This is a genomic window from Minwuia thermotolerans, from assembly GCF_002924445.1.
GTDB classification, from domain to species: Bacteria; Pseudomonadota; Alphaproteobacteria; order Minwuiales; family Minwuiaceae; genus Minwuia; species Minwuia thermotolerans.
Window position 1 is genome coordinate 20,374 of sequence record NZ_PIGG01000026.1, and the last position, 12,826, is coordinate 33,199.

The 12,826-nt window shown below is 68.2% G+C and carries 9 protein-coding genes; 6 read left to right on the forward strand and 3 right to left on the reverse strand.

Annotation, left to right across the window (positions count from 1 at the left end; genetic code table 11):
- Window positions 1-2 precede the first annotated feature (2 nt).
- The 3 genes from ftsA to lpxC all read left to right on the forward strand — a co-directional run bounded on the left by ftsA (window position 3) and on the right by lpxC (window position 4,172).
- A complete protein-coding gene (gene ftsA, locus CWC60_RS05805; RefSeq protein ID WP_109793050.1) occupies window positions 3-1,250 on the forward strand; it encodes a cell division protein FtsA in 1,248 nt (415 codons plus the stop codon).
- Window positions 1,251-1,394: 144 nt separating this feature from the next.
- A complete protein-coding gene (ftsZ, locus tag CWC60_RS05810; protein ID WP_109793051.1) occupies window positions 1,395-3,059 on the forward strand; it encodes a cell division protein FtsZ in 1,665 nt (554 codons plus the stop codon).
- Between the two features lie 210 nt (window positions 3,060-3,269).
- Window positions 3,270-4,172: a UDP-3-O-acyl-N-acetylglucosamine deacetylase gene (gene lpxC, locus CWC60_RS05815; RefSeq protein WP_109793052.1), complete on the forward strand. Its 903-nt coding sequence runs from the start codon at window positions 3,270-3,272 to the stop codon at window positions 4,170-4,172.
- 39 nt (window positions 4,173-4,211) lie between these two features.
- Here the strand turns inward: lpxC and CWC60_RS05820 are convergent, their stop codons facing one another.
- Window positions 4,212-4,619 (reverse strand): helix-turn-helix domain-containing protein, encoded by a 408-nt coding sequence (locus CWC60_RS05820; protein ID WP_109793053.1) that lies wholly within the window; start codon window positions 4,617-4,619, stop codon window positions 4,212-4,214.
- 174 nt (window positions 4,620-4,793) lie between these two features.
- Here CWC60_RS05820 and CWC60_RS05825 point away from each other — a divergent pair, with 174 nt between their 5' ends.
- Genes CWC60_RS05825 through ligA form a run of 3 tightly spaced genes read left to right on the forward strand, consistent with a single transcriptional unit; the run spans window position 4,794 to window position 9,397 of the window.
- A complete protein-coding gene (locus CWC60_RS05825) occupies window positions 4,794-5,645 on the forward strand; it encodes an outer membrane protein assembly factor BamD (RefSeq protein WP_109793054.1) in 852 nt (283 codons plus the stop codon).
- A gap of 12 nt (window positions 5,646-5,657) precedes the next feature.
- Window positions 5,658-7,325 carry a DNA repair protein RecN gene (recN, locus tag CWC60_RS05830; protein WP_109793055.1) on the forward strand — a complete coding sequence of 556 codons (1,668 nt, stop codon included), beginning with the start codon at window positions 5,658-5,660 and terminating at the stop codon, window positions 7,323-7,325.
- Window positions 7,322-9,397, forward strand: coding sequence for an NAD-dependent DNA ligase LigA (gene ligA, locus CWC60_RS05835; RefSeq protein ID WP_109793056.1), 2,076 nt, complete (start codon window positions 7,322-7,324; stop codon window positions 9,395-9,397). Before recN ends, ligA begins: the two co-directional genes overlap by 4 nt.
- A 185-nt stretch (window positions 9,398-9,582) precedes the next feature.
- Here ligA and CWC60_RS05840 read toward each other — a convergent pair whose 3' ends face one another.
- Together CWC60_RS05840 and pnp are read right to left on the reverse strand one after the other, a co-directional pair.
- A complete protein-coding gene (locus tag CWC60_RS05840; RefSeq protein WP_164516396.1) occupies window positions 9,583-10,437 on the reverse strand; it encodes an SMP-30/gluconolactonase/LRE family protein in 855 nt (284 codons plus the stop codon).
- 106 nt (window positions 10,438-10,543) lie between these two features.
- Window positions 10,544-12,709 (reverse strand): polyribonucleotide nucleotidyltransferase, encoded by a 2,166-nt coding sequence (gene pnp / locus CWC60_RS05845; protein ID WP_109793058.1) that lies wholly within the window; start codon window positions 12,707-12,709, stop codon window positions 10,544-10,546.
- Between the last annotated feature and the right edge of the window lie 117 nt (window positions 12,710-12,826).

Below are 12,826 nucleotides of genomic sequence, written 5' to 3' on the forward strand. Positions count from 1 at the left end.
GCATGGCCAGTTCGCGTTCCCACATCATCGCCGCACTCGACGTCGGTTCCGCCAAGGTGGCCTGCGTCGTCGCCCGGCCCGGCGAGGATGGCTACCGCGTCCTCGGCGCCGGCACGCGGCGCGCGCACGGGCTGCGCAAGGGCGTGGTGACCGACATGGACGCGGCGGAAGCCGCGATCCGCGCCGCCGTGGATACCGCCGAGAAGATGGCGGGTATCGCCATCGACGAGGTCTTCGTGGTGCTCTCGGGCGGCCATCCCGCCTCCCACATGGTGGGTGTCGAGGTGGCTGCCCCGGACCGTCCGATCGGCGACCATGACGTGCAGCGCCTGCTGAAGCAGGCCGGTGCGCGCTCGGAGCCGGGCGAACGCTCCGTGCTGCACGCCATTCCCGTGGGCTTTTCCCTGGACGGCGCGGGCGGCATCCATGATCCGCGCGGCATGGAAGGCCGGCGGCTGGGCGTCGACGTCCACATCGTCACCGCCGCCACCTCGGCCCAGCGCAATCTGGACATCTGCATCGGCCGTGCGCACCTGACGCCGGTCGACCTGGTGGCCGGCGCCTACGCGGCCGGACTCGGCGCGCTGACCTGGGACGAGCGGGATCTCGGCGCGGTGGCCGTCGACATCGGCGCCGGCGTCACCAAGATCGGCATCTTCCGCGACGGACACCTGATCCACGTCGATTCGGTGCCGATCGGCGGCGCGCACGTCACCAACGACATCGCCCGCATTCTCGCCACCTCGATCGATGCCGCCGAGCGGCTGAAGACCACACGCGGCGGCGTCTTCGTCGGCCCGCATGACGACGACGAGACGATCCCCGTGCCCGCGATCGGCGACGGCTGGACCGAGAGCGCATCCAGCCGCATGCCGCTGTCGCTGCTGATCGGCGTCATCCGCCCGCGCGTCGAGGAAATCCTGGAGACCGTGCGCGAACGCATCGAATCGAGCGGTCATGCCGCCATGGCCGGGCGCAAGATCGTGCTCACCGGCGGCGGCAGCCTGCTGTCGGGAATCGACCGCCTCGCCCACGACATCCTGGACAAGCCGGTTCGCATCGGCCGCCCCCAGAACGTCACGGGTCTGCCCGAGGCCATGCTGAGCCCCGCCTACTGTGCGCTGGCCGGCAGCCTGGCCTTCGCCGACCGCAGGCTGGAGGCCCGGGCGCAGCTCGCCGGCGGCCCCACGGCGCAGCGTCGCAGCGGCGGGCTGATCCGCATCGGCCGCTGGCTCAGGGAGAACTTCTGATGGCCCGGGCCGATCGAATCCACACGCAATTCCCCGGTCGGGGAACCGACGGGAAGGCGCGCCCGCGAACAGCGCCACGGGACCGGCAAACCGGCCCCGCAACCCTGAACCCCTCTGTCGAGCATTGAGCAAGGAGGCATCAACATGCCCATCAATCTGACTTATCCGGAACTGACGGAAACGCTGCCCCGGATCGTCGTCTTCGGCGTGGGTGGCGCCGGCGGCAACGCAGTCAACAATATGATCGAATCCGAACTGCAGGGCGTGGAGTTCGTGGCCGCGAACACCGACGCGCAGGCGCTGAACAAGTCCCGCGCCTCCAAGCAGATCCAGCTTGGCGCAGGTCTGACCCAGGGGCTCGGCGCCGGCGCCCAGCCCGATGTCGGCCGCCAGGCCGCCGAGGAGGCCATGCCCCAGCTCATGGAGCATCTCGAAGGCGCACACATGTGCTTCATCACCGCCGGCATGGGCGGCGGCACCGGCACCGGCGCCGCACCCGTGATCGCCCGCGCGGCCCGCGAGGCCGGCGTGCTGACCGTCGGCGTCGTCACCAAGCCCTTCCAGTTCGAAGGCAAGCGCCGCCTGGCGATCGCCGAAGAGGGCGTCAAGGAACTGCAGCGCAATGTCGACACGCTGATCGTCATTCCGAACCAGAACCTGTTCCGCGTGGCCAACGAGAAGACCACTTTCGCCGACGCCTTCAAGATCGCCGACGAGGTGCTGCACTCGGGCGTGCGCTCCATCACCGACCTGATGGTGCAGCCCGGCCTGATCAACCTGGACTTCGCCGACGTCCGCACCGTGATGAACGAGATGGGCAAGGCGATGATGGGCACCGGCCAGGCCGAGGGCGAGGAGCGGGCGCGGCGCGCGGCCGGCGACGCCATCGCCAACCCGCTGCTCGAAGATCTCAGCCTGAAATCCGCACGCGGCGTGCTGATCAATGTCACCGGCGGCATGGACCTGACATTGCACGAGGTCGACGAGGCCGCCAGCCTGATCCGCGAGGAGGTGGACGAGGACGCCCACATCATCATCGGCTCCATCCTGGACCCGGAACTGGACGGCCAGATGCGCGTGTCCGTGGTCGCCACCGGCATCGACGCGATCGAGGAAGAGGCCGCCGAGCCCATGGCCGGCTTCACCCCGCGCGTGGTCGCATCGACGGGTCAAACGGGCCGCCCGGCTGCCACGACGGCGCAGCAGGCCGCCGCCAATCCGCCGCAGCCGCAGCCTTCCATGCCCCGCATGCCGTCCTTCGGCGCCGGTGCGACAGCGCTGAAGATGGAGCCGGAGGATCATGCCGCGCCCGATGAGGAAGCCCGCGTTCAGCCTCCGGTGATCGATGACGTCGCCGAAGCGGCGGCGCGTCCCGAAACCCGGGCCGAAGCCGCCGAACAGCATGCGGACAAGCAGAACTACGAGTTTCCGACCTTCCCGACCAACCGCAACGGTCCGCCGCCGGCCCGTCCGGTGATCGGCAGCAAGGCGCCGGCCGAGCCCGAGCCGAAGCACGCCGGCGCCGCGCCGCGTCATGCTGCGGGAGCGGAAAGGGACGACGCCCCGAAGGCGCGGTCGCTGTTCGACCGGCTGACCGGCCGCGCGCCGAAGCAGGAGGAGGCTTCGAAACCGGAACCGCGCCGCGGTCTGTTCGGCGCCAGGACCGGGGTTTCCGCGGAAGACGAGGCCCGCAGCGAGCCCCAGATGGGCGCGCCGCGTCTGGATCTGGGCGAACCGGAACAGAAGCGCAGCCAGGCCGTCGAAGACGACCTCGACATTCCCGCTTTCCTGCGGCGTCAGGCGAATTGAAGACCGCCCCGCCAGAGGCTTGGCAGGGTAACAGAGGGTAACAAAGAGTGACTTGAGCGCTGTCAGGGCCGTTCATATAACCCTGACAGCGCCTTTCTTTAAGTGATTCAGTCGCTTAATCGAGGCGACAGCAAGGCCGGCGAGGGGCTTTTTTTACCCGGCCGACAGATTGGATGAGTACCGGATCGGGTCACGATAGGGGCATTACGCGTGAGCTTTCAGAAAACCATCGCGAAGGGCGTCGAGCGCAACGGCGTGGGTCTCCACTCCGGCGTGGATGTGCGCCTTGCCCTCAGGCCCGCCCCGGCGAATACAGGCGTCGTCTTCCGCCGTACCGACCTGGAAGGCGATGCCGCCGCGATTCCGGCGCGCTTCGATCATGTCGCCGACACGCGGCTCTGCACGGCGATCGCCAACGCGCACGGCGCGTCGGTCGCCACCATCGAGCACGTCATGTCGGCGCTGTCCGGGATGGAGGTCGACAACTGCTTCGTGGACGTCTCCGGCCCGGAAACCCCGGTGATGGACGGCAGCGCCGCGCCCTTCGTGGAGATGATCCGCGAGGCTGGCATCAAGCAGCAGGATATGCCGCGCCGGGTCATCCGCATCCTTCGCGAGGTGCGCGTCGGCGACGACCGGAGCTGGGCGCGGCTGTCGCCGGCGGACGAGTTCCGGCTGAGCTTCAACATCGCCTTCGACAATGCGCTGCTCGCGGCGCAGTCGACGCAGTTCCATCCCGGCTTCCACAGCTTCGAGCAGGACGTCGCGCGGGCGAGGACCTTCTGTCTCTACGAGGAGATCGAGGGGATGTGGGCGGCCGGACTCGCCAAGGGCGGTTCGCTGGACAACGCTGTCGTGGTGCAGGGCGACAAGGTGCTGAATCCCGAGGGGCTGCGCTACGAGGACGAGAGCGTGCGCCACAAGGCGCTCGACGCGATTGGCGATCTCTATACCGCGGGCCATCGCATCGTCGGCGCCTATCACGGCGAACGCGCTGGTCACGGGCTCAACAACCGGTTGCTGAAGGCCCTGTTCGCGGACCGGGCCAACTACGCCATCGAACAGGAAACGGCTGACTGGGAAGAACTCAGGCTGGTCGACGCCGCCGACTGACCGTCGGCATCCCTTCAGACTGGCATTGCTGCGGTGCGGCTATTCCGCCGCGATCCGGTGGGCCGCCGCCTGGATGCTGGTTTCCTCGCCATCGGCCAGCGCGCGCACCAGGCTGCTGATCGCGCCCTTCACGGTGCCGGTCGGCAGGCGATTGAAATTGCGCGCCAGTTCGATCGTGGTCCGGTTCTGACCGCCATGACCGAGTTCCGGCATCACGGTGGAGGGTTCCAGCCCGTCGAAGAAATATCCGACATGGCAGCCGAGCCGCCGGGAGAGATCATAGAGCCGTCCCGCACTGACGCGATTGGACCCGGTCTCGTATTTCTGAACCTGCTGGTAGGAGATGCCCAGGGTCGACGCCAGATCGTGCTGCGTCAGGCCCAGTTCGGCCCTGCGGCTGCGGATCCGCTCCCCGACATGCCGGTCGACGCTTCGGTCGTGTTGCATTTGGTCTCTCCCTGTCACCAATTGTGATCCAGTTGGGGACTTCGGCTCCGGCCGGGCTCGGTCGGCGTCTGGTCCGCAGCCTCAAGCTTCAAGTCCCGTGCCGTCTTCCGCTACGGCGCGCGGACGGGCTCGGGGCCGCTTGATTTCGCTCATCCGTCGTGAGAATAAGCCCTCATGGACTCCAGATTTCCGATCGTGCGCTCACTGGGCGCGCTGACGCTGCTGACCCTGCTTGCCGCGTTTCTCGCCGGCTGCTCGGGCGGCGAGGACGAGACTCCGGTCGCCAGCGCGCAGCCGGCCCCGGAACCCCCGGTCGAAGTGCTCTACAACAGCGCGCTCGATGCGCTCGTGGCGGAGGAGTACGAACAGGCGGCGGCCGGCTTCGATCTGGTCGAGCGGCAGTATCCCTATTCGGTCTGGGCCACCAAGGCGCAGATCATGGCGATCTTTTCCTATTACATGACCAACGATTACGACCTCGCCATCGGCGCGGCCGAACGCTTCATTCGCCTGCATCCGGGCAGCAAGGACACGCCCTATGCCCACTACATGATCGCGGTCTCCAACTACGAGCAGATCGCCGATGTGGAGCGCGACCAGGGCCGCACGCGCGAGGCGCTGAACAAGTTGCAGGAGGTTCTCCAGCGTTATCCGCGCTCGGCCTACGCTCAGGATGCCCAGGCCAAGCTGGCGCTGACCCGCGATCATCTGGCGGGCAAGGAGATGACGGTCGGCCGCTATTACCTGCAGCGCGGTCACTACGTCGCGGCCATCAACCGGTTCCGCAATGTCGTGGAGCAGTTCCAGACCACCAGCCACACGCCCGAGGCGCTGCATCGGCTGGTCGAATCCTATCTGTCCCTCGGCGTGACCGACGAGGCGCAGGCGACCGCGGCCGTGCTGGGCCACAATTACCCGCAGAGTCAGTGGTATCGGGACTCCTATGCCATGCTCCAGGGCGAGGACCTGGAGCCGGAGCCCAGCGAGGGCTCCTGGATTTCGCAGGTCTGGAACAGCATTTTCTGATGTATATGGGCGATGCTCCGGTCGCTCTCGATTCGTGACATCGTCGTCTTCGACCGGCTGGATATCGATCTGGCCGGCGGCCTTTGCGCGCTGACCGGTGAGACCGGCGCTGGCAAGTCCATCCTGCTCGATTCCCTGGGCCTCGCCATCGGCCAGCGCGCCGAAGGCCGGCTGGTCCGCTCCGGCGCCGACCGCGGCGCAGTGATCGCCGTCTTCGAGCTTCCCGGCGATCATCCCGCGCAGGAACTGTTGCGCGAACAGGAAATCGAGCCCGAGGACCAACTCATCGTCCGCCGCACCCTGTCGGCGGACGGCCGCAGCCGGGCCTTCGTCAACGACCAGCCGGTCAGCGTGGGCTTCCTCGCGCGGCTGGGCGAAACCATTGTCGAGGTACATGGGCAGGCGGCGGAGGTCGGGCTGATGAAGACGGCCAACCATCGTGGCATTCTGGACCGCTTTGCGGGCAACGACGCCCGCCTGGCGGCCGTCGCGCGGACGCACGCCGAGTGGCGGCGGCTGGAGAAGGCACACGCCGCGCGCGTCGCGGAAGTCGAGAAGGCGCGGGCGGAGCAGGACTTCCTTGAACACGCCCTGGCCGAGCTGGAGGAGCTGGCGCCGGAGCCCGGTGAGGAGGAGCGGCTGGCCGAGCGCCGCGGTTTCCTGATGCAGGTGGAGAAGATCGCCGAGGCGGTCTCCGACGCGGTCGGCGCATTGGAGGACGAAGGCGGTGTGGCCTCCCGCCTGCGCGCCGCCGAACGCGCCCTGGACCGGGTGCGGGACCGGGCCGCGGGACGGCTGGAGGCGGCGCTCGACGCACTGGCGCGGGCGGCGGTGGAGGCCGATGAGGCGGTGAACGCGATTTCCGCCGTGGCGGCCGATCTGGACGCGGAACCGGGCGAACTGGAGCGCGTCGATGAGCGGTTGTTCGCGCTGCGCGGCGCGGCGCGCAAGCACCGGGTCGAAGCGGCCGGTCTCCCGGAACTGCTGGAACGCTACCGCAGCCAGCTCGCCGCGATCGAAGGCGGCGGCCGGGACATCGAGCGGCTGGCCAGCGAAGCACAGGCAGCGCGGGAGACCTATCTTGCGGCGGCGGAGACGCTGTCGGCCGCGCGCCGCGAAGCGGCCGGCCGGCTGGATGAGGCGGTTCGCGGCGAACTCGAGCCCCTTCGAATGGGCGGGGCGCGGTTCCTGACCGGCGTCGCGCCGCTGGGGGAGCAGGACTGGGGCGCGCAGGGCGCCGATCAGGTGCGCTTCGAGGTCGCCACCAATCCGGGCGCGGAGCCCGGCCCGATCGCGAAGATCGCTTCGGGGGGCGAACTCTCGCGTTTCATGCTGGCGCTGAAGGTGGTGCTGGCCGGTTCGGGCGATGCGCCGGTGCTGATCTTCGACGAGGTCGACCGAGGCGTCGGCGGCGCGACGGCCGACGCCGTGGGCGAGCGGCTGCAACGTCTCGCCGGGCGCTTCCAGGTTCTGGTCGTCACCCACAGTCCGCAGGTCGCCGCGCGCGCGGGGCGGCAGTGGCTGATCGCCAAGGACGTCTCCGACCGCGCCACGACGCGCGTTGTCCGGCTGGAAAGCGGCGAACGGCGCGAGGAGATCGCGCGGATGCTTTCCGGCGCTGAGATCACCGCGGAAGCGCGCGCCGCCGCCGACAAGCTGCTGAGCGGGAGGCAGCCATGAGCGACAAGGCGCCGATCGAAGCGCGCGAGGAGCACGCCGGGCTGGTGAAGCAGATCCGCGAACACGACCGCCGCTATTACCAGGAGGATGCGCCGACGGTCACGGACGCCGAATACGACCGGCTGCGCGCGCGTCTGGAGGAACTGGAGGCGGAGCATCCGGACCTCGTGACCCCGGACAGCCCGACGCAGAGCGTGGGCGCGGCGCCGGCCTCCGGCTTCGGCAAGGTGACGCACGCCCGGCCCATGCTCTCGCTGGGCAACGCCTTTTCCGAAGAGGACGTCGCCGACTTCATCCAGCGCGTGCGCCGGTTTCTCAACCTCGACGCCGAAACGGAAATCGCGCTCAACGCCGAGCCCAAGATCGACGGGCTGTCGGCCTCGCTCCGCTACGAGAAGAGGCGGCTGGTCACCGGCGCAACGCGCGGCGACGGCTATGAGGGCGAGGACGTCACCGCCAATATCCGCACCGTGGGCGACATTCCGAACGAGTTGCCGAACGGCGCGCCGGATGTCTTCGAGGTGCGCGGCGAGGTCTACATGTCGAAGACGGCCTTCGCCGAGCTGAACCGCGCCCAGGCTGAGGCGGGGCGGCAGATCTACGCCAATCCGCGCAATGCGGCGGCCGGCTCGCTCCGCCAGATCGACGCTTCGGTCACGGCGAACCGGAAACTCGCCTTCTTCGCCTATTCCTGGGGGGAGGTCTCGGCCCTGCCCGCCGACACCCAGTCCGGCGTGCTGGCGGCGCTCGAAGGCTGGGGCTTCACCATCAATCCGCTGACGCGCATCTGCCACGGCATCGACGAGATCATGGCGCTCTACCGGGAGATCGAGGCCGGGCGCGGGGAACTCGACTACGACATCGACGGCGTCGTCTACAAGGTCGACCGCCTCGACTGGCAGGACCGGCTCGGCTATGTCAGCCGCAGCCCGCGATTCGCCATCGCCCACAAGTTTCCGGCCGAAAAGGCCATGACGGTGCTGAAGGGCATCGACATCCAGGTTGGCCGAACGGGCGCGCTGACGCCGGTGGCGCGGCTGGAGCCGGTGACCGTCGGCGGTGTCGTGGTCTCCAACGCGACGCTCCACAACGAGGACGAGATCGCCCGCAAGGACGTCCGTATCGGCGACACGGTGATCCTGCAGCGCGCCGGGGACGTGATCCCGCAGATCCTGGGCGTGGTCGAGGACAAGCGGCCCGGGGACGCGAAGCCCTACGAGTTTCCCGAGACCTGCCCGGCCTGCGGCAGCCACGCCGCCCGCGACGTGCGCGCCGACGGCCAGCTCGACGTGGTGCGCCGCTGCACCGGCGGACTGATCTGCCCCGCCCAGGCGGTGGAGCGGCTCAAGCACTTCGTCTCCCGCAACGCCTTCGACATCGAAGGTCTGGGCACGCGGCAGATCGAGATGTTCTTTCAGGAAGGCGTGATCCGAGCCCCTGCGGACATCTTCACCTTGCCCGGGCGCAACGGGGAATTGAAGCTGGAGGAACGCGAGGGCTTCGGCGCGACATCGGTGCGGAACCTGTTCGCCGCCATCGAGGAACGCCGCGAGATCGGCCTGGACCGTTTCCTGTTCGCCCTCGGCATCCGCCATGTGGGCCAGCAGACCGCGCGCGTGCTGGCGACCAACTATCTCAGGCTCGACGACCTTCTGGCGGCTGCAAGGGCGGCGGCGGAAGGACCGGAGTCGGAGGCCTATCAGGAACTGGTCGCCATCGACGGCATCGGCGCGACTGTCGCCGACGCGCTGGCCGAGTTCGCCGCCGAACCGCACAACCGCGAGGTTCTCGACGCGCTGCTGGCGGAAGTGCGGGTCACGGATTTCGAAGCGCCGAAGCGCGACACGGCGGTCGCCGGCAAGACCGTGGTGTTCACCGGTACGCTGGAAACCATGACCCGGGACGAGGCCAAGGCCCGTGCGGAATCGTTGGGGGCAAAGGTTTCCGGCTCGGTCTCGAAGAAGACCGACTACGTCGTCGCCGGCCCCGGGGCCGGCTCCAAGGCGAAGAAGGCCGCCGAACTGGGCATCACGACCCTGACCGAGCAGGAATGGCTGGAACTTATAGGCTAAAGCGTTCCGGTGTTTGATTGAATCGCCGCCGCCGCTTGGGTGTCATGCCCGCCCCCGTGCGGGCATCCGGCCAGGATCATCGACTTGCGGCGCAGCCGCTCCGAACCCCCGCACAGAGGCGGGGGTGACTCGCCGAGTGAGTGGCGGTTCCGCAATTTGGTGAATCGATCTGTCCCGTTGACCGTTTAGTCGCTCCGGCGCAGCCGCACCCGGCATGGCGGAACCGCGAGGCCGGCGACGCCGATGCCGGTGACATAGATGCTGCCGCAGTTCTCGTGCGGGCCCTCGCGTGAGCCGGTCACCACATAAAGATCGCGGAGATCGTTACCGCCGAAGGCCACGCTGGTGACCATCGGCAGCGGAACCCGGAGGCTTTCCCGCAGCGACCCGTCCGGCTCCAGCACGGCGACGCGGCCGCCGAAGGCGACGGCGACAACGACGGCGCCGTCCTCGGCGACGCACAGCCCGTCCGGATGACCGTCCTCGAACTCGGCGAATACCGACCACTCGCCGACCCGGCCGTCGTCGACATCGTAGACCCGGACGATGTTCTTCCGGGCGTCCGAATGGTAGAGCCGCTTGCCGTCGGGCGAGAAGCCCATGCCGTTGGTCAGCATGACGCCGTCGGAAACCGTCGAGGCGGTGCCATCCAGGTGAATGACATGGAGGTGTCCCGGCCGTTCGGGATCGCCGCTGAAGACCTGGAAGCCGAGCGAGCCGACAAAAAGCCGGCCGGCCGCGTCGGTGGTGAAGTCGTTGAAGCCGATGGCCGTTTCGGTGATGTCCTTGTCCAGCAGGATTTCCGTGCGCGTCCCGTCGAAGCTCTTGAATGCGATGTTGCGTCCGCCGACCACCACGCCGCCGTCGGCATGATGGACCATGCCGCCGATGCCGCGGCGGTGGGGGAGAAGCGTCGTCACCGCGCCGTCACGGCCCAGGGCGTGAACCCCGCCGTTCTGAACGTCGCTGAACAGCAGCCCGCGTTCCGCATCCCACAGCGGCGCCTCGATCAGGCCGTAGCCCGTCGCCAGTTGCTTCATGTCGCATTCCTCCCGCGCGGCATTCTGGGCGAGGGCGTCGGAGCGGGCAAAGAAAAACCCCGGAAGCGGCGCTTCCGGGGTTTCCCGTTCGGTTCTGGCCGTGGCGTCAGTCGCGCCGGCGGGGACGGCGGTCGCCGCCGCCCGAGCGCTCGCGCTGGGGCAGGGGCTCGACGCCCTCCTTCTCGATGCCGGTCTCCTGATCGACATAGCGCATCGACAGGCGCACCTTGCCGCGGTCGTCGACCTCCAGCAGCTTGACGTAGACCTCATCGCCCTCGTTGACGACGTCGGTCACTTTCTCGGTGCGGCCTTCCTGCATCTCGGAGACATGGACCAGGCCGTCGCGACTTCCGAAGAAGTTCACGAAGGCGCCGAAGTCCATGATCTTCACGACCTTGCCCTTGTAGACCGCGCCGGGCTCCGGCTCCGCGACGATGGAATGGATCCAGTCCAGCGCCTTCTGCGCGGCGTCGCCGTCGCTGGAAGCCACCTTCACCGTGCCGTCGTCGTCGATGTCGATCTTGCAGCCGGTGACCTCGGTGATTTCCCGGATCACCTTGCCGCCGGTGCCGATGACGTCGCGGATCTTGTCGGTCGGAACCTTGATCACGGAGATGCGCGGAGCGGTCTCCTTCAGCTCCTCGCGGCCTGCGCTGATCGCCTTGGACATGCAGTCCAGGATGTGGGCGCGGCCCTCATTGGCCTGACCGAGGGCGGTCTTCATGATCTCCTCGGTGATGCCCGCGATCTTGATGTCCATCTGCAGCGAGGTGACGCCCTTCGACGTGCCGGCCACCTTGAAATCCATGTCGCCCAGATGATCCTCGTCGCCGAGGATATCGGACAGGACGGCGTGACGATCGCCTTCCAGGATCAGGCCCATGGCGATGCCGGAGACCGGGCGGCGCAGCGGCACGCCCGCATCCATCATCGCAAGCGAGGTGCCGCAGACGGTCGCCATCGAGGAAGAACCGTTGGATTCCGTCACCTCGGAAACGATCCGGATGGTGTAGGGGAACTCGGTCTTCGACGGCATCAGCGGATGCACCGCCCGCCAGGCCAGCTTGCCGTGGCCGATCTCCCGGCGTCCCGGGCCCAGGCGGAAGCTGGTCTCGCCCACCGAATAGGGCGGGAAGTTGTAGTGCAGCATGAAGTGCTCGCGGCTTTCGCCGGCCAGCGCGTCGATGATCTGCTCGTCCTGGCCGGTCCCCAGTGTGGTGACCACCAGGGCCTGGGTCTCGCCGCGGGTGAACAGCGCCGAACCGTGCGCGCGGGGCAGGATGCCGACCTCGCATTCGATCGGGCGGACCGTGCGGGTGTCGCGGCCGTCGATGCGCTTGCCGGTGTCCAGGATGCCGTTGCGGACGATGTTCTTCTCGAGGTCCTTGAGCGCGGCGCCGACAGCCTGCCGGCCTTCCTCGTGTTCGGCCAGGGCGTCCTTGACCTTCTGCTTGGCCGCCGAGACGGCGTCCTGGCGGGCGGTCTTCTCGCGGATCGTGTAGGCGGCGGCGAGATCGTCGCGGGCGATGCCGGAGATCTGCTCCATCAGAGAGTCGGTGTAGAGCGGCGGCGGCGGGGCCCAGGGCTCCTTCGCGGCCGTCTCGGCCAGGTCGATGATGGCGTCGATGACTTCCTGATAGGCCTTGTGGCCGAACATCACCGCGCCCAGCATTTCGTCCTCGCTGAGCTCGTCGGCCTCCGATTCCACCATCATGACGGCGTCGACGGTGCCGGCCACGACCAGGTCGAGCCGCGAATCGGGCATCTGCTGGCGTGTGGGGTTGAGCACGTACTCGCCGTCCACCATGCCTACGCGGCAGCCGCCCAGCGGGCCCATGAAAGGCAGGCCGGAAATGGTCAGCGCCGCGGAGGCGCCCACCATCGCGGCGACGTCGGGCTCATTCTCCAGATCGTGCTGCAGCACGGTGCAGATGATCTGGGTCTCGTTCTTGAAGCCCGGGGCGAACAGCGGCCGGACGGGCCGGTCGATCAGGCGGCTGGTCAGCGTCTCGCTGTCGGCCGGCCGGCCCTCTCGCTTGAAGAAGCCGCCCGGGATCTTGCCCGCGGCGAAATACTTCTCCTGGTAATTGACGGTCAGCGGGAAGAAATCCAGGTCCGGCTTCGGGGACCTTTCGGCGACGACCGTGCAGAGCACCATGGTTTCGCCATAGGTCACCATCACGGAGCCTGTCGCCTGGCGGGCGACCTTGCCCGTTTCGAGGACCAGCTTGCGCCCGCCCCACTCGATCTCTTTTCGTTTTACCTGAAACATTCTTGCATACCTTCCTTCAGCCCCCCTGGGCTGATCCTGAAACCGGAAGGCGGGGTCCGCCCCTGCGGCCCGCGCCTGTCAGCTTTCCGATTTCCTTGCCCGGCGCGACGGCCGGGC

Coding starts and splice junctions, on each gene's coding strand:
- CWC60_RS05825 (WP_109793054.1), top strand. CDS start 4,794: ATGGACTCCAGATTTCCGATCGTGCGCTCACTGGGCGCGCTGACGCTG.
- ftsA (WP_109793050.1), top strand. CDS start 3: ATGGCCAGTTCGCGTTCCCACATCATCGCCGCACTCGACGTCGGTTCC.
- pnp (WP_109793058.1), bottom strand. CDS start 12,709: ATGTTTCAGGTAAAACGAAAAGAGATCGAGTGGGGCGGGCGCAAGCTG.
- CWC60_RS05840 (WP_164516396.1), bottom strand. CDS start 10,437: ATGAAGCAACTGGCGACGGGCTACGGCCTGATCGAGGCGCCGCTGTGG.
- ligA (WP_109793056.1), top strand. CDS start 7,322: ATGAGCGACAAGGCGCCGATCGAAGCGCGCGAGGAGCACGCCGGGCTG.
- ftsZ (WP_109793051.1), top strand. CDS start 1,395: ATGCCCATCAATCTGACTTATCCGGAACTGACGGAAACGCTGCCCCGG.
- recN (WP_109793055.1), top strand. CDS start 5,658: ATGCTCCGGTCGCTCTCGATTCGTGACATCGTCGTCTTCGACCGGCTG.
- CWC60_RS05820 (WP_109793053.1), bottom strand. CDS start 4,619: ATGCAACACGACCGAAGCGTCGACCGGCATGTCGGGGAGCGGATCCGC.